Annotated in this window: 19 protein-coding genes; 10 read left to right on the plus strand and 9 right to left on the minus strand. The window is 50.1% G+C overall.

Annotated elements, in window-relative coordinates; genetic code table 11:
• Positions 1 to 200: 200 nt before the first annotated feature.
• Positions 201 to 2,228, minus strand: a complete 2,028-nt coding sequence (locus BUF15_RS20825; protein ID WP_073615649.1) for a sigma-54-dependent Fis family transcriptional regulator — start codon at positions 2,226 to 2,228, stop codon at positions 201 to 203.
• A 132-nt stretch (positions 2,229 to 2,360) separates the two neighbouring features.
• Positions 2,361 to 3,974 carry a sigma-54-dependent Fis family transcriptional regulator gene (locus BUF15_RS20830; protein WP_073615650.1) on the minus strand — a complete coding sequence of 538 codons (1,614 nt, stop codon included), beginning with the start codon at positions 3,972 to 3,974 and terminating at the stop codon, positions 2,361 to 2,363.
• Between the two features lie 313 nt (positions 3,975 to 4,287).
• Here BUF15_RS20830 and BUF15_RS20835 point away from each other — a divergent pair, with 313 nt between their 5' ends.
• From BUF15_RS20835 to BUF15_RS20855, 5 genes are all read left to right on the plus strand, one after another.
• On the plus strand, positions 4,288 to 4,641 hold the full coding sequence (locus tag BUF15_RS20835; RefSeq protein WP_073615651.1) for a cytochrome c3 family protein: 354 nt from the start codon (positions 4,288 to 4,290) through the stop codon (positions 4,639 to 4,641).
• Between the two features lie 63 nt (positions 4,642 to 4,704).
• Positions 4,705 to 6,246, plus strand: coding sequence for an FAD-dependent oxidoreductase (locus BUF15_RS20840; protein WP_073615652.1), 1,542 nt, complete (start codon positions 4,705 to 4,707; stop codon positions 6,244 to 6,246).
• 78 nt (positions 6,247 to 6,324) lie between these two features.
• Entirely contained in the window at positions 6,325 to 7,608 is a 1,284-nt protein-coding gene (locus tag BUF15_RS20845; RefSeq protein ID WP_084554308.1) for an MFS transporter, read from the plus strand.
• Positions 7,609 to 7,784: 176 nt separating this feature from the next.
• Entirely contained in the window at positions 7,785 to 8,288 is a 504-nt protein-coding gene (locus tag BUF15_RS20850) for a hypothetical protein (RefSeq protein WP_073615654.1), read from the plus strand.
• 154 nt (positions 8,289 to 8,442) lie between these two features.
• Positions 8,443 to 9,354 (plus strand): EamA family transporter, encoded by a 912-nt coding sequence (locus tag BUF15_RS20855; RefSeq protein ID WP_073615655.1) that lies wholly within the window; start codon positions 8,443 to 8,445, stop codon positions 9,352 to 9,354.
• Positions 9,355 to 9,766: 412 nt separating this feature from the next.
• Here the strand turns inward: BUF15_RS20855 and BUF15_RS20865 are convergent, their stop codons facing one another.
• The 5 genes from BUF15_RS20865 to iorA all read right to left on the minus strand — a co-directional run bounded on the left by BUF15_RS20865 (position 9,767) and on the right by iorA (position 15,364).
• Positions 9,767 to 11,065, minus strand: a complete 1,299-nt coding sequence (locus BUF15_RS20865) for a phenylacetate--CoA ligase family protein (RefSeq protein WP_073615657.1) — start codon at positions 11,063 to 11,065, stop codon at positions 9,767 to 9,769.
• Between the two features lie 56 nt (positions 11,066 to 11,121).
• The gene (locus BUF15_RS20870) at positions 11,122 to 11,553 is read right to left on the minus strand and encodes an ACT domain-containing protein (RefSeq protein ID WP_073615686.1); all 432 of its coding nucleotides are present in this window, start codon (positions 11,551 to 11,553) and stop codon (positions 11,122 to 11,124) included.
• Between the two features lie 120 nt (positions 11,554 to 11,673).
• Positions 11,674 to 12,984 (minus strand): phenylacetate--CoA ligase family protein, encoded by a 1,311-nt coding sequence (locus tag BUF15_RS20875; RefSeq protein WP_073615658.1) that lies wholly within the window; start codon positions 12,982 to 12,984, stop codon positions 11,674 to 11,676.
• Positions 12,985 to 13,001: 17 nt separating this feature from the next.
• Complete coding sequence (locus tag BUF15_RS20880; protein ID WP_073615659.1) at positions 13,002 to 13,583, minus strand: indolepyruvate oxidoreductase subunit beta; 582 nt, start codon at positions 13,581 to 13,583, stop codon at positions 13,002 to 13,004.
• Positions 13,583 to 15,364, minus strand: a complete 1,782-nt coding sequence (gene iorA, locus BUF15_RS20885) for an indolepyruvate ferredoxin oxidoreductase subunit alpha (RefSeq protein ID WP_407642637.1) — start codon at positions 15,362 to 15,364, stop codon at positions 13,583 to 13,585. The genes BUF15_RS20880 and iorA overlap by 1 nt, the downstream gene beginning before the upstream one ends.
• A 427-nt stretch (positions 15,365 to 15,791) precedes the next feature.
• Here iorA and BUF15_RS20890 point away from each other — a divergent pair, with 427 nt between their 5' ends.
• Complete coding sequence (locus BUF15_RS20890) at positions 15,792 to 16,463, plus strand: CBS and ACT domain-containing protein (RefSeq protein ID WP_073615660.1); 672 nt, start codon at positions 15,792 to 15,794, stop codon at positions 16,461 to 16,463.
• A gap of 220 nt (positions 16,464 to 16,683) precedes the next feature.
• Positions 16,684 to 18,009: an amino-acid N-acetyltransferase gene (argA, locus tag BUF15_RS20895; protein WP_073615688.1), complete on the plus strand. Its 1,326-nt coding sequence runs from the start codon at positions 16,684 to 16,686 to the stop codon at positions 18,007 to 18,009.
• 336 nt (positions 18,010 to 18,345) lie between these two features.
• Here the strand turns inward: argA and BUF15_RS20900 are convergent, their stop codons facing one another.
• Complete coding sequence (locus BUF15_RS20900; protein ID WP_073615661.1) at positions 18,346 to 18,996, minus strand: putative nucleotide-diphospho-sugar transferase; 651 nt, start codon at positions 18,994 to 18,996, stop codon at positions 18,346 to 18,348.
• 200 nt (positions 18,997 to 19,196) lie between these two features.
• Here BUF15_RS20900 and BUF15_RS20905 point away from each other — a divergent pair, with 200 nt between their 5' ends.
• On the plus strand, positions 19,197 to 20,087 hold the full coding sequence (locus BUF15_RS20905) for a sulfotransferase family protein (protein WP_073615662.1): 891 nt from the start codon (positions 19,197 to 19,199) through the stop codon (positions 20,085 to 20,087).
• 38 nt (positions 20,088 to 20,125) lie between these two features.
• Here the strand turns inward: BUF15_RS20905 and BUF15_RS20910 are convergent, their stop codons facing one another.
• Positions 20,126 to 21,274: a glycosyltransferase gene (locus BUF15_RS20910; protein WP_143170813.1), complete on the minus strand. Its 1,149-nt coding sequence runs from the start codon at positions 21,272 to 21,274 to the stop codon at positions 20,126 to 20,128.
• Positions 21,275 to 21,477: 203 nt separating this feature from the next.
• Here BUF15_RS20910 and lptC point away from each other — a divergent pair, with 203 nt between their 5' ends.
• Both lptC and lptB read left to right on the plus strand, forming a co-directional pair.
• Entirely contained in the window at positions 21,478 to 22,134 is a 657-nt protein-coding gene (gene lptC, locus BUF15_RS20915; RefSeq protein ID WP_073615664.1) for an LPS export ABC transporter periplasmic protein LptC, read from the plus strand.
• Positions 22,135 to 22,310: 176 nt separating this feature from the next.
• Positions 22,311 to 23,036 (plus strand): LPS export ABC transporter ATP-binding protein, encoded by a 726-nt coding sequence (gene lptB, locus BUF15_RS20920; protein ID WP_073615665.1) that lies wholly within the window; start codon positions 22,311 to 22,313, stop codon positions 23,034 to 23,036.
• Positions 23,037 to 23,057: the final 21 nt, after the last annotated feature.

Here is a 23,057-nt window from a genome sequence, read left to right on the forward strand (position 1 = left end):
ACAGATGCTTGTAACCAAAATTAACGAAGCAATTCTGGTGCCACAACACTATGCGAGCGCATATGATCTTTAATTCATTCACAATAAAAGCTAAACATACCATGCATTGACACACCCTAAATGTTCGAATTTCGGACATGCACGACCCGTTTTCGGACATGTCCGAATAATATGGCCGAAAAACACCCTTCCTCATCCGGTCAGCGCCAGTTCCGGTCGCCTCGGCGCAGATCAGTCAGCTCTATCTCAAATTTTCTTAACTTTTCATAGAGGGTAGAGCGGGCAACACCGAGCAACTCGGCGCTACGGCGGATATTACCATCCGTGGTGCGCAACACATCCATGATCATGCTATACTCGCTGTCCCGAAGCGAGCGGGAAGCGGTCACTGCTGCGGATGTCCTGGGACGATCTGGATACTGAGGTACCTGCGATGTGGCCAAGGACTCTTCTCGTCCGCCGGCAACGCCGATATCGCGACCCAGATCTGCTCTCCTCACGATACCTCCCTGTTGGATGTGAACGGCCCTCTCAATGACATTCTCCAGTTCACGTATATTGCCCGGCCAGCTGTAACGGGTAATAGCCAGATATGCTTCGTTATCGAGCTGGGGACGTTTGCTGCCAATTGCATGACAGACCTTATCCAGAAAATAGTTCAGCAGCACCTCTATGTCCCCAGCCCGCAATCGGAGGGGTGGCAGATTGATGGTCATGACATTTAATCTGTAATAGAGGTCTTCCCGAAAGGTTTTCTCGGCAATAGCCTGCGTCAGCCTGCTGTTGGTGGCAGCAATGACCCGCACATCCACGGGGCGGGAATAGCTATCCCCCACCCTGACCACCTCCTTATTCTCCACCACTCGCAGCAGATTCACCTGGTCAGCAAGGGGCATTTCACCGATTTCATCAAGAAAGATGGTACCACCATCAGCCAGTTCGAACTTACCGGGATTACCCTGGCGCCTGGCGCCGGTAAAAGCGCCCTCTGCATAGCCAAAAAGCTCACTCTGAATAAGTTCTCTTGGCAAGGCCCCGCAGTTGATAGCAACAAAAGGCCCTTTGCGTCTATCGCTGCCATTGTGAATAGCCTGAGCAAACATCTCCTTGCCGGTACCGCTTTCACCGAGAATAAGGGTATTGGTGTTTGACTGCCCGGCAATTTTCGCCAAACGGATCGCCTCCCTGATCTGCGGGGACGCGCCAATAATATCATCAAAAGTGAATACCGCCTTGGCCCCCGCATATCTGTTCACCATCCGGCGGACAGACTTGGCCTCACGCAAGGTGATTACCAATCCGCCCGAGGTTGAGACAGGGGTAGCCGACAATGTACAGTTTACCACCCCACCCTCCAGGCGCAGGGTAACATCCTGATCATGGATACTTTTGGCCGATGCCACAAGCGCTTCGAAATCAAGCCCGGCAAGAACAAAATCGTACACCGGTCTGCCGCAGCCCAGCTCAGCCCCAATCCCCAACATTCTCCGTGCTTTGTCATTTATATCGGTGATCAGCAGACGGCGATCGACAGTGAGCAACCCATCCTGGATCAATTCAAAAATCACCTGCTTTTCCTGGAGAAGCGCCACTTTGTTGGCCAGTTCCGCCTCTATACGTAACTGCTGTTCGATGGAAGCCGCTGCCGCCATAACCATCCCAAGGGTATGGGTATGCACACTGTTCCAGAGACAGGAGAGGTTCAGGCAGCCAATCACCTTCCCACCAGGATCGTGAATCGGCGCAGCGGAGCAGCTCAGCTCATGATTGCGTCTGGCAAAATGCTCTTCTGCCCAGATCTGCACCGGACTGTCCAGATACAGCGAGGTGCCAATGCCATTGGTACCCACTGTACGCTCTGAGTACTCAATGCCCGGCTCGTAGGCTTTTGAATTGGAGAGATAATCAGGGTCCCCGGTTCGGCTCAGGATGATACCGTTCTCATCGCTCAAAATGATGATGGAACGAGAGCCTTTGATCAAGCCATACAGGTTCTCAATCACCGGAAAACTGATGCGAACGAGATGGCTGTGATCGGCAAGGATCGTTTCGAGTTGTTGTGCTTCAACCCTATGCGGTTGAACCTTCTCCGGATCGACGCGGAAATTTCGGCTTCTCCGCCACGACGCCAGAATAAAATCCCGCACCAAAGCGGGATCGGCACTGCCATCCGTGCAAAAACGTGACCACTGCTCGGCTATCTTTCTCTTTGCTGTGTTATCGACCATATGGTGCTCATGAATTGTTTCCTGAAAACCTTGTCGAACTCATCCTCTTGAAAACGTATCAGATAGTATTGCTTTTCCTAGTCCATCACATGATGAAGAACGAGCAATGGTGAGCAGAAGATAGAATGCCGCTCAATGGGAATCGGACTTCAACTTCCTATACAGCGTTGCCGAGCCTATCTGAAGCGCCTTGGCAGCCTTGGTCTTATTGCCGTTCATCATCTCCACCACTGAGCGGATATATTCCCGTTCAATGTCAGCAAGAGGACGAATCGGTCCGCTTCGCGCAACATATTGAGGAGCAACAAACTCCTCCGGCAGGTCGTCAATCATTATCTGTTCGCCAGAGGTCAGGGCGATTGCATATTCGACCGCGTTATGAATTTCGCGAACGTTGCCAGGCCAATCGTATTGCAAAAGCATCCTGAGCGTTTCCTGGCTGAAGGTGATGGGCTTTCTGCCTAAACGCCTGATATTCTCTTCAAGACAGGCCTGAGCCAGAGGAAGAATATCTTCCACCCTCTCCCGCATCGGTGGAATTTTCAATTCTATCACTCGCAGCCGATAATACAGATCCTGCCTGAATCGCCCGTTTTCCACATCGTCTGCCAGATTGCGATTGGTGGCAGCGAGAATACGTACATCAATAGGCCGGGCACGGCTTTCCCCAATTCGCCGCACCTCCCGCTCCTGTAATACACGAAGGAGCTTAACCTGCATCGCATAGGGCATATCCCCGATTTCATCTAGAAAAATCGTGCCGCCATTTGCCGCCTCAAACAAACCTGTCCGATCAGAAGTGGCATTGGTGAAAGCGCCCTTGATGTAGCCGAACAGCTCGCTCTCCAGAAGCGTTTCGGTAAAAGCTCCGCAGTTGACGGCGATAAACGGCTGCTTGGAACGAGGAGACTGATCATGGATGAGACGGGCTATCTTCTCTTTTCCTACACCACTTTCACCGCTGATAACAACCGTCGACTCAACATCGGCAATCTTTTTGGCCAGATCGATCACTTTACGCATAGTTGCGCTTCGCGCAGAAAACTGGCTATACAGCTGTTCATTGTCGATCTCAGAGATCTGCTTTTTTCGCAAATGCAGCTCTCTTTCCAACTTTCTGAGTTTTTTATTAATTTCCGGAAGAAAAGAGTCAATGGCTCCCGGACTGTAATAGTTCAGATGCTCGGCGTACTCCTCCCCCCAGTTTTTCTTCAATCGGCCTTCAACCCGGCAGACAGGATCACCGTTTGCGGTACATTGGGTTTCGATGAAGACGAGCTCTTGGCCCAGACGGTTCGAGGCATACCCTGAGCCAAATGCTGATATTGTCCAGCAAACAGGTTCTTCAGGGGAACCGAAATGCAGTTGGTGCTGTTCCACCTCATACGAATCTTTCCAGGTGTGGATGACAAACGGATCGCCATTCTCATCCGTCGTTCGCTCCATGCTGATATGGGTCAGCAGGCCCTGCATGGCGTGAAGACGCGGACCGGTCTCTTTGTCCTTATAAAAGAGCTCAGACCAGTTTTTTTTTAAACTCTCGGCTGTCCTCCAGCCATGTGCATACGCAAACCTGGCCAAGATGGTCCGGGCAACGTGCATACCCATGGAATCTATCAGCTCTTTGCGCAACAATCCCAACGCCATTGCATCAAATATCAGTATTCGGTGGTCCAGCAAGCGGATGATACCGCTATCTGGGGCATACTGCAGCAGGTCTTTCAGATGGAGATCTTTGGCTTTCATATATCAACCCTATCAAAATGAAACGCCACTCTATCAAAATGAAACACTTTGTCAAGACAAAACCATAAAATATATCGCAAACACAAGGCACTAGCATTTAGGCACGAATAGTGCTTTAGCGGGATGTTTTCCAGTTAGCGCGACCAATTTGGTCACATTCATCATTACACGCCGAATGGGCTGATTGAATCGCGGACAGGAAAACTGATTCGTCTCTGCTTCAGGGGCAGAGCAATATGAGCAATAGCAGTAATTGTAATCAGCCTGCTATGAGCTAGTTGTTTTTAAGGAGCCTGTACAAGAAGGAAGGAAAATGAAAAAAAGCTTACTGTTACTGTCCGCACTACTGCTGCTGTCGGCTTCAGCTTCGGCTGAAGAGATTGGCGGCGCGCACGCCGGCATGGATTTCAGTTGCGCCGACTGTCACCAGACCGATACTCCGGAAAAGTCGCCGACCACCAAGAATTGTCTCGAATGTCATGACAGCTATGAGGCACTTGCCAAAGCCACTGCACCAGAGCATATCGACCCAGAAGACAAAGAAAGCGCTGCCAATCCTCATGATTCGCATATGGGACCGATTGACTGCTTCAACTGCCATAAAACCCATTCCCCATCAGAACTGGTCTGCGCCGAATGCCACAGTTTTGAGTTTGAGCCCAAATAACTACAATTTTCGACCCTAGAAGGTCGGGAAACACTTCAATACCATATTTTTTTAGGAGATTGCATGAAAACATCGTGGAAAATGAGTCTTGCCGCCATGCTGGCGGTACCGGCCGTCATGGCCTTCGGCTCCCTCTCTTTTGGGGCGGAGAAGACTATGGAGTCAGACATTACTATCATCGGTGGCGGTACCTCTGGACTTGCAGCCGGTGTTCAGGCCATCCAGGAAGGGGCCAAAGTCATCATTCTTGAAAAGCAGGCAAAAGTTGGCGGAACAGGCCAGTTCTGTGAAGGAATTTTTGCTGCGGAGAGCAAAATCCAGAAACGCATCGGCATCAACGTTTCCAAGGAATTCGCGTACAAGACCATCATGGATTACAGCCATTGGAAGGCAAATGGCGCCCTGGTGGCACAGGTTGTTGATAAATCAGCTGAAACCATCGACTGGCTCGACGCACTTGGTGTCAAAATTGAGTATGTCGGTGTCGGCGGTTTTGGCGGCCCACTCACCTGGCATGTTATTGCTCCAGGCCCTGATTACCCTGACAAGGATCCAAAAGATTATCATTGCCAGCGCATGATCAACGTCTTCAACAAGTATATCCTTGATAACGGTGGCCAGATTTACACCCAGACTCCCGGCACCGGCCTTATCAAAGAAGACGGCAAAGTCGTAGGCGCGACTGCAACAGACAAAGAAGGGAATGCCATCACCATCAAGTCGAAAGCGGTTATTGTAGCAACCGGTGGATTTGCCAATAATAAAGAGATGATGAAGCAATATGCACCTGATCCTGACATCATCCCGGTAGGACAGATCGGCAAGGATGGCGACGGTATCAAAATGGCATGGAAAGCTGGTGCCGCCGAGGAAGGTGTATCTGTAATGCAGCTGTATCGTCCCGGCCTGAAAGGATTCCATCCTGCCGATCAGATGATCGCCCTGGCTGTTCAGCCATATTTCTGGGTCGATCCACAAGGAAAACGTTACACTGATGAAGCAAGCGTACAGTTGTGGCCATACTCAGGCAACGCCCTGCTGCGCATTGGTGGTGTAGCCTATTCCATTTATGATGATGCCACCCGCAAGAAGGCCGTCGAAGAGGGCATCGAGATGCCTCTTGGTGAATGGGTACTGCAGGGAACCAAGTTGACCAAGTGGGAAGACTCCTTCAACAAAGAACTTGCCAAGAAGAAAGGTAATGTTTTCAAGGCTTACACGATTGAAGATCTGGCCAAGCAGCTCGGTATGGATCCTGCTGCCCTCAAAGACAGTGTAGAGAAGATGAATACCTGGGCTGACTCCAGGCATGATGGTGAGTTCAAGAAGGAAAGCAAATTCCTGCGCCCGGTTGCTACCCCTCCGTTCTATGCGACCAAGCTGAACCCCCGTCATCTCGGAACCCTTGGCGGTGTACGCATCAATGAGAAAACAGAAGCTGTCAACGAAGAAGGCCATGCGATTCCCGGCCTCTATGTTGTCGGGACAGACGCCGGCGGCATGTACGGTGACAGCTATGACCTGCTCCTTGGCGGTGGTACCGTCGGTTTTGCTGTCAACTCAGGTCGAATCGCCGCTGAAAACGCAGCAAAATTTGTAAAATAAGCAGTTGATCCATCATGGAGCCTTCTCCCTGGAAATACGGGGAGAAGGCTTTCGTCGTAAAAGGTTGAGGTGGATCGGATGAAGTCATGTAATAACAGAATGTTCTTCCAAGGGCTGTTCGTCATGAATTTTGCTCTCACCCTTGGCTTCGGAATTGTTGAGACATTCTTTACCGTCTTTCTGCGCGGGTTTGGTGCTCGTGGGCTGACGATCGGAATCGCCATCAGCTGCTATGCGGCGGCCAAGATTCTCTTTGGTCCGGTGATGGGAACGCTTGCTGATCGTCTGGGCCAAAAGACAAGCATCCTGCTCAGCCTTCTTCTCCTTGCAACGACCTCACTTCTCTACCTTTTTATCACCAACCTCACCTGCATTATCATACTGCGAATGCTGCAGGGAATTGGCTTTGCCATGTATCGCCCGGCGGTCGTAGCCCTGATCGGAGATCTTGTCGGGACAAAGCAGCGCAGTACTGTCCTTGGCACCTTCGACATCTCTTTTTATACTGCGATCGGCACAGCACCACTCTTTGGTGGAATAATTAAGGATCTATGGGGCTTTGATGGCATATTCCCTTCGCTTTCCTCTTTGTGCCTCCTTGCGTTGTTTGCCTTTCTTTTCGCTGTCCATTCACTGCCTCAAGAGACGGGTGAGCTTTTTCGAAAACCAGGTCGGAAACCTGTTCAAACCACCAGGAATCCTTCCGTACGCTACTCCAGCAACCGGGTTTTTTCCGGCCTCCTGATCTACATCTTCGGCCGTTCCTGCGGAATTATCGTTTTCGTTTCGTTTTTGCCGGTTCTCCTTATCTCACAGCTGCATCTGAGCGGCACTGAAACCGGAATCGTCCTGGCTTCCACCACCATCATTACCGCCATGATGTTGCGACCAATGGGCAAGCTTGCCGACTGTGTCCCTCGCAAAGCCCTGGTTGTTGCTGGTGGCGCTGCCGTCTCCCTACTTTATCTCTTTATTCCCAGTGTGAATAGTTTTGCCGAAGTGTGTCTCTTAGGTATCGGCATCGGAGTTTTCAGCGGAGTCGCACAGCCTGCCAGCAGCGCTATGCTGTTTGAAGAGAGCGTCCAACTCGGTACCGGTTTTGCTCTTGGCATCTTCAACACCACGTTAAACCTCGGATTTGTCTGTGGTTCGCTGGCAGGTTCTCTCCTGCAAGGTTTCTCTGGAATTTCATCAGCATTCTATGGGGCAGGGATTATAGGAATTCTTGCAGTGGTTCTGTTCTCTATTCTCTCAAAATCAGAACCGGTGCAAGAATCTGTAGAATTTGCCAGGCCAATTCCAGGATTGCACAGGGTTGGGCCTGACTTCCTGAAAAGACTCTACTCGCCAGGCAGCAAGTGATTATCGCCTCTTTCGCTTTTCGTTTTTCTCATTGAGAAAACTGGATTTTTTTGTATTCTCAAATCCATATGATTTACGTGTGACACTTTACCGCATCTGTGGCAAAAGGACGGTTGCAAATAGTTGCAAGGCTCACCGGAACAGACGTCTACAGCGTTATGCAAACGGAGCGCATCATGAAAAAAAAGATATTGTCACTATCGTTCCTCCTCTACGCCCTTACCATGGTGCCGAATACAGGATATTGCGCTCAAAAGCCGGAAGATATTGATCCCTGCGGGCTCGTCACAGTCGAAAAGATGCGTTCAGCCTTTCCCCAACTGCAAAGGGCAGAAAAAAAACAGGTCGGCCCAACCATTGTCTGTAATTACCTCGATAAATTTGACATCCCGGCACTCATCGTTTCTGTCAACCAGGCTGGGGAACATGCCCGGGACACCTTCGCCCTGCTCGATTCAGGCTATGTGATACAGGAAATCGCCGATCTTGGCGACAACGCGGCCATTGCCATCCAGCAGGCCAATCCCACCTTTGGACTTCAGGAAGGAGTTGCCGCACTCCAGATCAATAAAGGCGATCTTGCCCTTAACCTGTCATTTACACGTTTGACCATTCAGCCAGAAGGACCTGAAATTGAATCGGTGAAAAGCCTCGCAACAGAAATGCTGTCGAGTTTATAACACGGTAAGCCCCTATGAATGGCAGGACCTGCGCCATCCTCCAGCTGCTCGCGACACCGATCTATTTAAATTATAATTACACTAGATAAATACGCCGTTTTTCAAGTCGGCCGCCCAAAAACAACTATTCATTCAGCCCCCCACATGAACGGCAATGAACCGTAAAGATATAACAATTGCCTTCCTTGTGGTAACAATCTGGGGAGCAAACTTCACAGTAATACGGCTTGGCCTTGACGGAATCCCCCCGATGCTTTTGGCATCACTCCGTTTTCTTTTGGCTGCATTTCCAGCTGTTTTTTTCGTAAAAATGCCGGCGGTAAGCTTTCGCTACTTGCTGGCTTACGGCATGTCCGTTGGTGTAGGACAGTTTGGTTGCCTTTTTTACGCGATGCACATCGGCATGCCTGCGGGGATAGCCTCAGTTGTCCTGCAGGCACAGGCTTTTTTCACGCTTTTCTTTGCAGTTACGTTGCTTCGAGAATATGTCGCCCTCAGGCAGCTCGCCGGGCTTGCTCTTGCAGCAACTGGCCTTTATCTGGTGGGAGGACTATCCGGTATGGCAAGTGAAATAACTCCAGGGGCACTCACGCTGACCCTGGCAGCAGCCGCCTGCTGGGGGATGTCAAATATCGTTGTGAGGAAAGCAGCAGCATTTTCCGCCTCTCAAGGTGAAAAGCTCGATATGCTGAGTCTGGTGGTTTGGTCGGCGCTGGTGCCGCCAGCCCCTCTCCTTCTCCTTTCATACCTGATTGAAACCCCGGACAAAATTATTCGCGCTTTCACCCATCTCAATGCTGTTTCGCTGTTTTCAGTTACCTATCTCGCCTTCGGTGCCACGATCTTTGGCTACGGCGCATGGAGTTACCTGCTATCCCGGCATCCGGCCAACCGCGTTGCCCCCTGGTCCTTTCTGGTGCCCGTGGCTGGATTGATCACCGCACGCATAGTCCTCGATGAACGATTGTCGGCAATACAATGGACCGGCTGTCTACTGGTTGTGACCGGTCTGCTGGTAGCTTTCTCCAGCTTTGTTTCATGGAAGCCTGCTGCCCGTTCGCTCTAAGCAATTAGTATAACTGTTTAAAAAGACAGGATGCATGGAATTTTTGAAGTCCATATATCCCTATCGATCAATTCAGACTAAAAGGCAACATCACTCATCAAATGAAGTTTCAAGCTAAATCAATGGGATTTCAACTTATTCCATGCGCCTCATGATTTTTGTTATTTAGAAGAAAATGATAAATCTCGAGAAGTGAACGACCAATAGAAATACAGCGGTGAATCAGTAAGGCGGTAAGAAAAAGCATCATAAGGGGGAGATCAACGGAATAAATATTGCGAAATATTTTAATCTTAGAGAAACCGGAAGAAATTCCCCCACACGAAAAGAGGGGAAATGCCAAAATTGACATTTCCCCTCTATTAACAGCCATAGAGAGCAACTATTTGCCCTCCCTCTCAGTGTAAACAGATCAGAACTTTCGGTTATCGATCACGCGTGCGCCTTTCCCATCAAAGCGCTCCAATGTGCGTTCTTCCACCAGCTTCACATCCACACCAACTCCGACCTCAGCGGCCAACCTTTTTTTAATGGTATCAACAAGGGTGCGCTGCTGTTTCATGGCGTCAAAGAATATCGATTCCACCACCTCGACCATAACCGTCAACTTATCCTCGTTGTTCTCTCGATCAACAATCAACCGATAATGCGGTTCGGTTCCTTCAATATCAAAGAGCACCGCCTCGATCTGGGTCGGGAAAACGTTGACACCCTTGATGATCAGCATGTCGTCAGTTCTCCCCATAACCCGATTCATACGGGTAAGGGTCCTGCCACAGGGGCAGGGTTCCGGCATGAGTCGTGTCAGGTCTCTGGTGCGATAGCGGATAACAGGGAAGGCCTCTTTGGTAAGCGTGGTAAGTACAAGCTCACCAACCTCGCCGGGAGCAACAGGCTCAAGGGTCTCAGGATCGAGGACCTCAACCAGAAAGTGGTCCTCGTTAATATGCAGGCCATTACATTCCTGACATTCACCAGCCACACCCGGCCCCATAACCTCGGAAAGCCCGTAATTGTCAGTGGCGATGATACCAAGCCGCTCATTGATCTCCTTACGCATCCCTTCAGACCAGGGCTCGCCGCCAAACAGCCCGTACCTGAGCGATAAGCCGCTGGGGTTGATGCCCATGTCCATCATGATGTCCGCCATCTTCAGTGCGTAGGATGGGGTGCACACCAGCGCGGTTGTTTTGAAGTCCCTCATGATCTGGATCTGCCGCTTGGTGTTGCCTGATGAAATCGGAATCACCGAAGCCCCTACCCGCTCAGCCCCATAATGAAGCCCGAAACCGCCAGTGAACAATCCATAGCCAAAAGCAATCTGAACCACGTCATCGGGTGTCACACCGGCACCGCAAAGAATGCGTCCCGCCAGATCTGACCAGGTATCGATATCCTGTCGGTTATAGCCTACCACCGTGGCCATACCGGTAGTACCGGACGATGAGTGAACCCGGACGATATCGCGGAGCGGCACGGCAAAGAGGCCATAGGGGTAGTTGTCCCGCAGATCCTGCTTCATGGTGAAGGGAAAATCACGAATGTGCTCAAGTGATGTTACTTGTGAGACATCGAGTTTCTTCTCCCGAAAAGTGTTCCGATAAAACGGTACACGAGCAGCTACCCGCTGCAGGGTATGTTGCAAACGTTTCAGTTGAAGCGCCCGCAACTCTTCTACAGGCATACACTCGGACTTCTGTTGCCAGATCATATTTTCATTCCCGAAAAGGCTGTTACCTCAGTTGATGTCTATCTCTCGTCAACAGGCTATAAAGAGCAAATCTGCTCGCCAGTCAGTAGAGTGTAACCTTCAGCCATGAGTGAATCGATCGCCTTGTCCATATCTTCGAAGCGAAAAATAAGAACCGCATTTTCCCCGCTTTTATTGACAAAAGCATACATATATTCGACATTCAGCCCCGCACCCTCTATTGAGCGCAGCACCTTAGCTAATCCACCTACCTTATCCGAGACTTCCACCGCCAGAACATTGGTCTTACCGACGGTAAACCCCTTTTCCTTCAGGGCATTCTGGGCTTTATCAACGTTGTCGACAATCAGCCGCAAAATACCAAAATCAGCTGTATCTGCTACAGACAGGGCCCTGATATTCACCCCTTCCTCAGCGATGATGGAGGTAATCTCGGCCAGTCTTCCGGATTTATTTTCCAAAAAAACTGCGATCTGCTCAACGCGCATCATCATGTCCTCCGTTAGATTTTTGGCCTCGTGATCAAACACGAAACCGAGCGATATATTCAAATAATCTGCGTATGTACTGTCGGCCTATGAAACTGAGTAAAGCCCAGTACTATTCTATCACATTTTACGTCGGTCAAAAACGCGCTGTGCTTTTCCTTCGCTCCGCTGAATGGTCTTCGGCTCAACCAGCTTCACGCTGCAGGTGACCCCAAGATAATCCTTGATATCGGCCTTGATCTTGTTGGCAAGATTCTCCAGCACCCTGATCTCGTCGGAGAAGATGTTCTCACTCACTTCAACCTGGACCTGCATGGTATCGAGGTTTCCTTCCCGCTCAACCACGATCTGGTAATGGGGCTCAACGCCATCAATTCCCATCAGCACATGCTCGACCTGGGACGGGAAGACATTGACACCGCGGATGATGAGCATGTCATCGGTACGGCCAGTCACTTTTTCCATTCTTACCAGAGTCCTACCGCAGGCGCAGGTCTCATACATAAGCCTGGAGATATCCTTTGTCCGATAACGGATCAGCGGGAACGCCTCTTTGGTGAGTGTGGTGAAGACCAACTCGCCCTTTTCACCCGGCGGCAGGACTTCGCCGGTTTGTGGGTCGATAATCTCCGGCAGGAAATGGTCTTCGAAGATATGCATGCCGCCCGAACTGGCCACACATTCCATTGATACGCCGGGACCGATAATCTCGGAAAGCCCGTAGATATCCACAGCCTTCAGGTTCAGTTTGCGCTCCACCTCTTCACGCATATTCTCGGACCACGGCTCCGCCCCGAATATGCCAACCCTCAGCGACAGCGATTGAGGATCAACCTCCATCTCTCCCATGGCATCGGCCAGGTTGAGGGCGTAGGACGGGGTGGACATCAGGACAGTGGAACCAAAATCGCGCATGATATTGATCTGTCGTTTGGTGTTGCCGCCTGATACCGGAATAACTGTCGCCCCCAACCGTTCAGCCCCATAATGGGCGCCAAGACCGCCGGTGAACAACCCGTAGCCGTAAGCGTTATGGACAATATCGCCGCTATGCGCACCGGCACAGCAGAGAGCCCGGGCCATGACACTAGACCAGAGTTTTATGTCGGCTTCGGTATACCCAACAACCGTACTTTTACCTGTAGTGCCGGAAGAGGCATGAACCCGCACCACTTCATCAAGCGGCACGGTAAAGAGACCAAACGGGTAATTGTCGCGCAAGTCATCTTTATACGTAAACGGCAGCTTTTGAAGATCAGCCAGACTATTGATATCTTCAGGTTTGACCCCAGCTGCATCCATCTTCTCTCGATAGGGTTTCACCTTTTCATAAACCCTGGCAACCAACCGCTTCAACCGGAGCAACTGAATCGATTCGAGCCCCACCCGGGGCAGGGTTTCTATTTCCTCTTCCCAGTATCTGGTCGTCATGATGTGTCCTTTCGCTCTTATTTACTTTGATCCCGACCAGCGCGATACGCCTTGAGGTTCACCTCAAGAAAACGCTCAGGTACCCGGGTTCGGATTGCTTCTTCGAAAATCGCCCCATCCACCGGCATAAAAGCGGCCATAGCTCCAACCAGTACCACATTGGCGGTACGCACTTCACCAACCGACAGCGCAATGTCAAAGGCATCCACCGGGACAACCTCGATGCCGCGTTCAGTAAGTTGTTCGACCAACCCTTCCGGATAAACGGCCTTACCGGTAGCCACTGCCGGAGGTAGAATCCGCTGGGTATTCACCACAACCTTGCTGCCTTTGTGCAGGTAGGGCAGATAGCGAACCGCCTCCATCATTTCAAAGGCCACCTGGATATCGGCGCAGCCCGGTTCAATCAGTGGGGAATAGACCTTTTTCCCATAACGCAACTGGGCCGTAACCGAACCGCCACGCTGGGCCATCCCATGCACTTCGCTCTTTTTCACATCAAAACCTGCACCGAGAAGCCCCAGCGCGGTGATCTCGCTGGCCAGGAGAATGCCCTGGCCGCCTACCCCTGAAAAGAGGATGTTTCCTGTCGTTTCCATTATTTTTCCTCCTTCCTGGTGATCGCGTTGAACTTGCAAAGAGATGCACATTGACCGCAGTCATTGCAAAGAATCTCATCGATCTTCGAAACACCCTTTTGTTTCGCTTTAAAGCCTTTAGCCTCGGCCTCACCTTCACCAAAGGCGGTCCAGCTGATGGCCGGGCAGCCAAGACGGATGCAGGCCATACAGCCCACACAGTTCTCCTGGTTGGTAAAGTAGGAGACCGGCTTGCGCTCCTTCATCTCGGGGAGCAGCACACACGGGGCTTTGGAAATAACAACAGACGGCTCTTCAAGTGCGATAGCCTCTTTCAGTACCTTTTTGGTCTCGGGCACATCGTGAGGATTGACGACAAAAACGTGCTTGACCCCGATGGCTCGACACAGTCCCTCGATATCGATACCGTGGGCGTGCTCACCCTTAATCGAACGACCGCTGGCCGGGTTCTGCTGCTGACCGGTCATGGCGGTTATGCTGTTATCAAGAATGATGGTGGTGGCCCCCGAGTTGTTATAGACGGTATTCATCAGACTGTTGACGCCTGTGTGCATAAAGGTGGAATCGCCGATAACGGAAACAACCTTATTATGCCCATCGGCACCGAGAGCCTTCGCCATGCCGTGCGCGATGGAAATTGAGGCACCCATGCAGACACAGGAATCCATTGCAGAAAGAGGTGGTAAAAAGGCAAGGGTATAACAGCCAATATCACCTGAAACAAACACCCCAAGTTTTGAGAGGTTAAAGAAGATACCGCGATGAGGGCAACCCGCGCACATATTGGGAGGCCGCATCGGCAGAGGAACCGGCGCAAACAGATCAGCTTTCTTTTTGCCTTCGATAGACTCGCGAACAATGGCGGTGTTCAATTCGCCCTGGTTTGGAATAAGATCCTTACCGTGACAATCGATCCCCATGGCCTTGATGTGCGTCTCAAGAAACGGGTCCAGCTCTTCAACGACATAGAGTTCATCAACAGAAGCAGCAAACTCGCGGATCTTCTTTTCCGGCAATGGCCAGCACATACCGAGCTTTAACACCGTCGCCTCTGGAAAGGCCTCTTTCACATACAGATAGGCAACGCCGGACGTGATAAAACCTCGCTTGGTGTCACCAGGTTCGACCACATTGAAGTCGGCGGTTTCCGCCAGCTCCCGGCATTTTTTCATCCGCTCTTCCACATAGACCCGACGGCCCCGGGCGAGTGCCGGCAGCATAACCATTTTCTCCGGCACCTTAGTAATACCGCAGGCAGGATTCCCGCTTACCGTTTCGCCTTTATAAACCACACCTTTAACGTGGGAGACGCGGGTAGTGATACGCAGCATCACCGGAGTATCCAGCTCTTCGCTCAGCGCATATGCTATTTTCAAGAACTCTTTGGCATCTGACGGATCAGACGGTTCCAGCATAGGCAACTTGGCGGCAAAAGCGTAATTGCGATTATCCTGCTCGTTCTGGGAGCTATGCATCTCTGGGTCATCGGCGCTCACCAGCACCAGCCCGCCACATACGCCAGTATAGGAGGCTGTAAAGAGCGGGTCGGCAGCAACATTCACCCCGACATGTTTCATCGTCGCCAGCGCTCTTGCCCCGGCAAAAGAAGCACCAATGGCCACCTCCAGCCCGACCTTTTCGTTCGGTGCCCATTCAGTATATACCCCTTCATATGTTGAGAGGTTTTCCATAATCTCGGTGGAAGGCGTGCCCGGATAACCGGAGGCGACCTTCACGCCTGCCTCGACAGCACCCAGCGCGAGCGCTTCGTTGCCGGACATCCAGAATGCATTTTCGCGTATTTGTGTCACAGTAGCTCCTGATGGTTGTACGTCTGTCTTTCCTCGCCCGATAAGCATGTGAAATCAGGCAACCGATCGTTAGATTGACTCAGCAAACTACTCCGAAATCAGGTTATCAGGCAAGCTTTTTTCAAAATTGAGAAATCGGAAATCGCAAGGTTATACGGGAATTGTCTGACAGGATGCGACGGCCCGGTAGAAATCTTCTAAAGAAGCCAAAGGGGTTGATTTCAATAGCGAGGGGAACATCTTGTTTTGACAACTGTAATGTTTAGAATATACTGCAGATCGTTATAGCGGCGAGGAGCAATGGCCATTTCCGGTCTGACCGAGGCGCACAACTCTACAATCTGCCAGAATCATGACCTGATACTGGTTGAATGATTTCACTCTGGAGGATCACCACATGTATATCGGCAGAATCATGCACACCGACCTGGTCACCGTTTCGCCGGAAACAACCCTTGAAGACGCCCGAGATATTATCGCAAAGAAAAATATCGATCACCTGTTGGTGGTGAATGACAAAGGCAAGCTGGTCGGTATCCTCTCCGACCGCGATCTCAAACAGAACTGGGCCTCACCAGCCACGTCGCTTTCGACCCACGAACTCAACTACTTGCTGTCAAAGGTCTTGGTCAAGATGATCATGATCAAAACCGTCGTCACCATCCCGGTGGATACCACCGTTGAGCGAGCCGCCTATATCATGCAGCAGCATAATATCAGCGCTCTGCCGGTGATGGAAAACGACGACCTGGCCGGTATTATCACCTCCACCGATGTCATGGGCGTACTGCTCGACGCCATAGGCATGAGCGACGAATCAATGCGGCTTGGTGTATTTGTCAAAGACTCCATCGGAGTGCTCGCCGAACTGACCGCTATCTTAAAAGACGAAAAAATCAATATCCAGAGTCTGCTCAGCTGGCCCGAGAAAAAACATCCTGGTGTAGCCCAGCTGGTCATGCGTGTTGCCGCTCAGGATGGACTCAAAGCCATTAACGCCCTGCAAGCTAAAGGTTTCAAAGTAAAAAGCGGCTATGTGAAAGATATTACGCCGTATCTCCCCGCATAATTGCTTCAATCCCTTTTGTAGTATGCTGCATGAAAAGCCCGGTTTCCCTGCCGGGCTTTTTCTTTTTCAGCTCCCGAGACTGTCATCTCCGGCCAAATCACGTGAATAGAAATTGAAAAGCCTTGCGAAAGGGGCTAGGATCAGTGCGTATTTTCTTGAAACAACTCCATCCTGGACACTGCACGAACGGCAGACAACCCTGAGCTCAAGACATATCGACGTGAATAGCAGCAACGAACATTTCCTTCAATGGTTCCGACACGTTTCCCCCTACATCCATGCACACAGGGGAAAAACTTTTGTCATCATGATCCCAGGCGACTGCCTCGCCCAGGAGAATTTCACCAACATTGTAAGCGATATCGCCATTCTCCATTCTCTTGGCGTGCGGCTGGTGGTGGTTCACGGGGCACGTCTGCAAATCGAGGATGAACTGACCCAGGCCGGATACAGTTCCAATTTTCATCACGGCGCCCGGATCACCGAGCGTGAACATCTGCCCTACATCGTCAAGGCAGCCGGTACCGCTCGCTGTCAGGTCGAAGCTCTTTTCTCCAGCGGACTACCCAACTCGCCAATGTTCGGTGCTAAAATAAAAGTGCGTGGCGGCAATTTCATCGCCGCCCGCCCGCAGGGTATTATTGACGGCATCGATCACCAGATGACCGGCAAGGTCAGAAACGTGGATCGACAGGCTATTGTTGAAATCCTGCAAAACAACTGTATCGCCCTGCTCTCACCCATCGGCTACTCCATTACCGGCGAGGTGTTCAACCTCTCGTTTACCGATGTCGGCATCAGTGTCGCGAACGCCATCGGCGCCGACAAAGTGCTGATTTTCAACGATGACGGTCCGATCTACGACCGGAACGGCACCCTCTTCCGGCAATTGAATCTTGCCCAGTGTGAACAATTTCTCGCCGAATCGTCCGAGCACGCCCCGGCCAACTCATACTTTTCGCTGAGAGCCGGTTACACTGCCTGCAAAAAGGGCGTGGCGAGAGCACACATCATCTCCTCTACCGAAGATGGCACCCTGTTACGGGAACTCTACACCCGCGACGGTTCCGGAACCATGGTCTACAGTGACAGTTATGAGGTGATCCGACCGGCCGGCCTGCAGGATGTACCAGGTATCCTCAACGTCATCAGTCCGCTTGAACAGAAAGGTATTCTGGTCAAACGTTCCCGGGAACTGCTCGAAAACGAGATCAACTACTTCACGATCCTGGAAAAAGATAACCTTATCATCGGCTGCGCTGCACTCTATCCGATGCAGGATTCAGCCGCAGGTGAACTGGCCTGCGTGGCAATGATGAAGGAATATCAGAAAGGGGGCCGTGCCAGGACGCTTCTTGAACATGTTGAAAAACAGGCAGTGGAACTTCAGCTTGACGAAATATATGTGCTGACCACCCGCACCGCCCACTGGTTTATCGAACAGGGCTTTGTCGAGAGCACGGTCGAGGCTTTACCAGCTAGCAGAAAGGCGCTTTACAACTACCAGCGGAATTCGAAAGTGCTGGTCAAGAAACTCGGCATTTAGATTTTTAACTCTGCCCGCGTCCGGGCAGAGAGCAGAGGCTGACTATCCTGAGCAGCCGCATGCAGCTACCCGTTCAAATTGAGGCGCCTCCCCCTCCGTCTGATAGCCGTCACGCTTCCACCAGTCCATGCTCCATAGAAGATCTCGAACATTGAAGCCGATCTCTATGATCTTTATTGCCTTATTAGTGAAAGCATTGCAGCTGATACCGTCACAATAGGTAATATACTTTTCTGGGGAATCGAAGATCTTTATACAAGCAAAAACTCATGTTCGGTAGGGAAGGTCGACGGCAGTAGCTAAATGTTCTGCATCATGTGCCTCCTTCCCAAACAGCTACTTCGGCGCATACTTCGCCATATGCAATATTTTAGGCATCGCCTCTTTGCGCCTCCACATCCACAGAGACTTGCGATAACGTATATTGTATTCAGGTGGTAAGACATTCAGCCTCAGGTTACTTTCGTACAACAATTGTCGCAGCGTTACCTGATCTTTCGTCAAACCTGCACTATGAAAAGCTGTTTTCCATTCTTCAAAGAAGTTGATAACAGCGGGGTCCTTCCGAAAGGCAATAACACCGCCGTTGAGCTGAGGGAAACTATAAGGGATGGGCTTTGTCCATTCCCTTAAGGTGTTCGGATGGTTTCTACGATGAGCATGAGCCAGAGCTATATCAAAGTGGTCGAGCATGTCAAATATCTCTGAAATGTCGACCAACACCCTGGTATCGGAATCGAGATACAAAGTTTTGTAAAAGGGAGACTGACCTATATAGTCAACCTTTGAACGGTAGTGACCGTTTTCAATAAGACTATGACTGCTAAAAATTGTCTCATCTACATTTCTCGAGTCTGTAAAAATATGAACATCCAGGCCTGGATTGGTTTGCCTGACACTTTCTGCCGAGCACCTCGCCGCCTCAGCATGTTTCTTACCAGCGGCAATGTATAGTACTCCCCTACTCTTCTTTGAGGTGAAAGTCATTATTTACACCTTTTTGTAAATTTATATAATCGAATCATTTTTTTCATTTACGATAGGCTTGAAACTGCCACGGATGAATGAAAAAGTAAAAGGTTGATAAATAGTTGACGAGATCGGTTTCATGATAGTAAGTGATTTTCCTTGGGTGGTGCTCATCCCATCACGCCTTCTATATGCTACATACAAATAATGGTGAGACAATGGTACAGTCTTGTGGTCGGTTGATCATGATTCTTTCAACAGAGCGCTCCGGGTCGACACTACTGGCCGCAATTCTTGGGGGCAATAAACGGGTTGTCGCTCCTCCCGAAATGCATGTGTTACGCTATGCCGACTTCTCTGCCTGGCGGCAGGCGAAACCCGAAGCTGTTTCGTCCCTCTCATGGGTTATGAACGTCCTTGGTGAACCCTCTAGCCCTCAGGAACTCGATAACCGCTTCGGAGGACTTACGACAGAAGATGTTTATCGAGAATTGCTCAAGCTGTGTGGTTCAGACCAATTGCTTGTTGACAAGACACCCGCATATGCCCGTAAAGATGACGTCCTCGAACGAATCGAAAAACTCGAGCCATTTTATATCTGGCTGGTTCGCCACCCTCTTGCAGTACTTGCTTCCTCGCAGGACCGACGCATACAGCGTTATACTGAAGAGCGGAACAATACCACAAATTTGGCTCTGAAAGTCAAGCTTGATCTACGGCGAGCATTGGACCGCGTGTGGCGATTTCGCTATGGCCACTACAGACGCGAAAAGCTCCGTTACTGGTGTGATATAAACGTTCGAATCGACGCCTTCCTTACTGCTCTTTCTGAAGAACGTTTCATAAGGATCCATTACGAGAAACTGGTCCGAGCGCCGGAAGAACAACTCGACCGACTTTGCGCAGCGTTGGGTTTGGATCTGGAACCGTCCATGCTCAATCCTGGAAGCAATGTGCCAGAACCTCTCGCCTGGGGCCTGGGAAGTGAAAAAGTTCGCGCACATTCCAGCATCAATCCCCAGATCGCTGACCGCTGGAAAAATCGTTTTGATGAAAGCCTGCTCGACAAACAGACCTTGAAAATCATGGAACGTTTAGGTGTTGAATAGGTTGAAGAAGACCACAATATCAATTTCGCCGAATATGATCAGGACACTCTCCTGACAACCTGTGACAATACCTTGATATATTCATCTGCTGCATTGGTCACTGAAAAATCTGAGGCCCTGGCTCTCAGGAGCTGTTCCTCTCTAGGGGAATCAAGAGTCGCCATGATAGCCTGAGCAAGGGCAAGGGGATCTTTGACAGGCACCAAGCGGCCGAACTTGCCATTTTCCAGAATTTCAGCAGGGCCACTTGGACAATTGGTGCTGACGATCGGACAGCCCGCAGCCATAGCCTCAATAAGAACACCTGGCAACCCTTCGCATTCAGACGACAAGACGAATACGGAAGCTCTCGACATCCATGCCAGGGGATTTTGTACAAAACCCGGCATATCGACATCTTTGGAAACACCAAGGTCCCTGGCGAGATCTAGAAGTTCCCCGCGTTTTCCACCTTCTCCAAGAATTATAAGACGTACCTCCCTTTGCTTTCTCACCACAGCAAAGGCTCGTATGAGATTGTTAAAATCTTTACGACTTGTTAACCTGCCTGCCCCAAGGATTACCTGCGGCCCTTTTTCGTCGAACCACGGATGATCAAACGATTCTAACGATCTGTCAATCAGATCAGGAGTGAAGGTCGGGTTGTAGATGGTTTTTATTCGTTGAGGTGAAAGCCTCGTATTTGCAGCGATGTCTTCTGCAATTCCATCAGCAACGGCAATCACTGCATCAACCTCAGAAAACCATTTGCAAGCTGTCCTGTAACGAATTCTATTGAATATATTCAGGGCACCAGCATGAGAAGCTGTAAGATGGCTGCTTAAACGGAGCACTAAAGGCGTTTCTGTCCCTGATAGCCGTCGGGCAGCAATAGCTGTCAGACTCGTATGACTGGCTGCAGACAACAGCACCTCCGGTTTTTTCTGACACAGGTACTCAGCAAGAGCATTTCGACTGCAAAAGAGTTTCAGCTTCCTGAAATTTTTACCAGGCAAGAACCGTATGAATTTGTTTTTCAAAGAGAACCTATGCACTTCTGGTGGGACTTCCGACGATAGCACGCCCCCATCCATAACGGTAACAAGATCAATGCGATGGCCCCGGCGTACAAACTCCTGCATAAGTGTCAGGATTCTGCGCTGAGCACCACCACCGGTCATCTCATATATAAATATTGCAATGTGCACAGGTCGAATTGATTTTTGTAGAGTTTGAAAGAGTTGAAATGTGATAAAGGTGTATCATACGTATTGAAAATCACGTTAACGGCACAGCCGACTACTGTAGGATAATCCTGAAGCACTTGTCAATAATTGAGGCTTTGACCAATTGCTTCTGTCTGCAGGTTTAAAACTCTGCAATAGGCTATCGGCTGTAAACCAGCAAAAGCATGGCTGCCGGTGTGCTTGCCGCTGCGACTCGACAACTTTTGCAAAAAATGTATCACGTATTGATAATGCGACAATTTACGAACCACAAATTCGCCCTCACCCTTATTGTCCTTGCAACGGTATTGCTCGTGCTCTATTTGCATTATTACAGTTCGTCAAATCAAAAATTCAGGCCTGAACAGATTTCCACCGATACCGATCTTACTCTGCAAAAAATTAAATATACCAAGACACGCGCAGGCAACGCCCTGTGGACCCTCAGCGCTGAAACAGCAGACCAACGAGAAGACGGCGTCATTTCGGCCAGAAAGGTTAGAGTGACATTCTTTGACAGAAAAAAAGGGGATATCCATATTTCCGCCGATCAGGCACAACTTGTCCCTGAGCTAGAGAAGGTCTCGTTGAGTTCAAACGTCAAGGTCACTACGTCGCAGGGAGAAACGTTACTAACGGATTTCCTGGAATACAAAGAAAAGGAACATCTCCTTCATAGCGACCAGCCAGCTCATATTTTCACCGATAGTTACGAAGCAACTGGCAACGGCATGAGTGTAGATTTGCGATATCGGACACTGGTCCTTTTCGGTGGTGTTAAAGCTTCAGTTCCTAAAAATAGTAATAAGGGTCCAGTTTCCGTCCCCCCTGAACAAAAATAGGCAAATTTCGTCAACAACCCGGTAAGAATGTCAGCTTTGGGGGGACAAATACGGGGAAATCGCGCAGAAATGATGCACGTCATGCCAACCGCAACCAATTCGGCACACACCGATTGTCAGGAATACCTGAAACCATAGACTCCTTTTTCAAACATTTACCGCATAGCGAGTGATTAATGGCAAGAAAACTTTCAGCACAAGGCTTGGAAAAATCCTACAAAGGAAGAACAGTTGTTAAAGGCGTCAGCCTGGAACTCAACGCTGGTCAGGTCATCGGCCTGCTTGGCCCAAACGGCGCAGGAAAAACTACAACATTTTATATGGTCGTCGGACTGATCGAACCCGACAAAGGCCACGTTTTTCTCGATGAGAGGGACATAACCGATCTGCCGCTCTACGCCAGGGCCAAGGCGGGCATTTCATACCTGCCCCAGGAAAAATCGATTTTTCACCGCTTGTCGGTTGAAGACAACATTATGGCAATTCTGGAAACCCTCGATCTCAGCCTGGGCGAAAGGAAATACCGGCAAGAGCAGTTGTTACACGATTTCAGGTTAACACATGTGGCAAAAAGCCTGAGCTTTACCCTCTCTGGTGGAGAGCAAAAACGTCTCGAATTTGCCAGGGCAATGGTCATTGAGCCAACGTTTATCCTGATGGATGAACCTTTTGCCGGAGTCGATCCTATCGCTGTCATAAACATTCAGAATATTATCAGCGAATTGAAGAAAAAGGAGATAGGTGTCCTGATATCCGACCATAACGTTCGTGAAACATTGGAGGTCTGCGATTCCGCCTATATTCTCAACCACGGAGAAGTGCTGGAGTTTGGAGAACCAAGCCACATTGCTGCCAGTTCCAAAGCAAAAGAAGTGTATCTTGGTGAAAAATTTACTCTGTAAACCTGGGACGGCTAGGCAGTT

The sequence above is a fragment of the Desulfopila aestuarii DSM 18488 genome (assembly GCF_900143695.1).
Taxonomy (GTDB): Bacteria; Desulfobacterota; Desulfobulbia; order Desulfobulbales; family Desulfocapsaceae; genus Desulfopila; species Desulfopila aestuarii.

Bases quoted from the DNA above. Each gene is read 5' to 3' on its own strand.
- BUF15_RS20825 (WP_073615649.1), bottom strand. From the start codon at position 2,228: ATGGTCGATAACACAGCAAAGAGAAAGATAGCCGAGCAGTGGTCACGT.
- BUF15_RS20830 (WP_073615650.1), bottom strand. From the start codon at position 3,974: ATGAAAGCCAAAGATCTCCATCTGAAAGACCTGCTGCAGTATGCCCCA.
- BUF15_RS20835 (WP_073615651.1), top strand. From the start codon at position 4,288: ATGAAAAAAAGCTTACTGTTACTGTCCGCACTACTGCTGCTGTCGGCT.
- BUF15_RS20840 (WP_073615652.1), top strand. From the start codon at position 4,705: ATGAAAACATCGTGGAAAATGAGTCTTGCCGCCATGCTGGCGGTACCG.
- BUF15_RS20845 (WP_084554308.1), top strand. From the start codon at position 6,325: ATGAAGTCATGTAATAACAGAATGTTCTTCCAAGGGCTGTTCGTCATG.
- BUF15_RS20850 (WP_073615654.1), top strand. From the start codon at position 7,785: ATGAAAAAAAAGATATTGTCACTATCGTTCCTCCTCTACGCCCTTACC.
- BUF15_RS20855 (WP_073615655.1), top strand. From the start codon at position 8,443: ATGAACCGTAAAGATATAACAATTGCCTTCCTTGTGGTAACAATCTGG.
- BUF15_RS20865 (WP_073615657.1), bottom strand. From the start codon at position 11,065: ATGATCTGGCAACAGAAGTCCGAGTGTATGCCTGTAGAAGAGTTGCGG.
- BUF15_RS20870 (WP_073615686.1), bottom strand. From the start codon at position 11,553: ATGCGCGTTGAGCAGATCGCAGTTTTTTTGGAAAATAAATCCGGAAGA.
- BUF15_RS20875 (WP_073615658.1), bottom strand. From the start codon at position 12,984: ATGACGACCAGATACTGGGAAGAGGAAATAGAAACCCTGCCCCGGGTG.
- BUF15_RS20880 (WP_073615659.1), bottom strand. From the start codon at position 13,583: ATGGAAACGACAGGAAACATCCTCTTTTCAGGGGTAGGCGGCCAGGGC.
- iorA (WP_407642637.1), bottom strand. From the start codon at position 15,364: ATGTCCGGCAACGAAGCGCTCGCGCTGGGTGCTGTCGAGGCAGGCGTG.
- BUF15_RS20890 (WP_073615660.1), top strand. From the start codon at position 15,792: ATGTATATCGGCAGAATCATGCACACCGACCTGGTCACCGTTTCGCCG.
- BUF15_RS20900 (WP_073615661.1), bottom strand. From the start codon at position 18,996: ATGACTTTCACCTCAAAGAAGAGTAGGGGAGTACTATACATTGCCGCT.
- BUF15_RS20905 (WP_073615662.1), top strand. From the start codon at position 19,197: ATGGTACAGTCTTGTGGTCGGTTGATCATGATTCTTTCAACAGAGCGC.
- lptC (WP_073615664.1), top strand. From the start codon at position 21,478: ATGGCTGCCGGTGTGCTTGCCGCTGCGACTCGACAACTTTTGCAAAAA.
- lptB (WP_073615665.1), top strand. From the start codon at position 22,311: ATGGCAAGAAAACTTTCAGCACAAGGCTTGGAAAAATCCTACAAAGGA.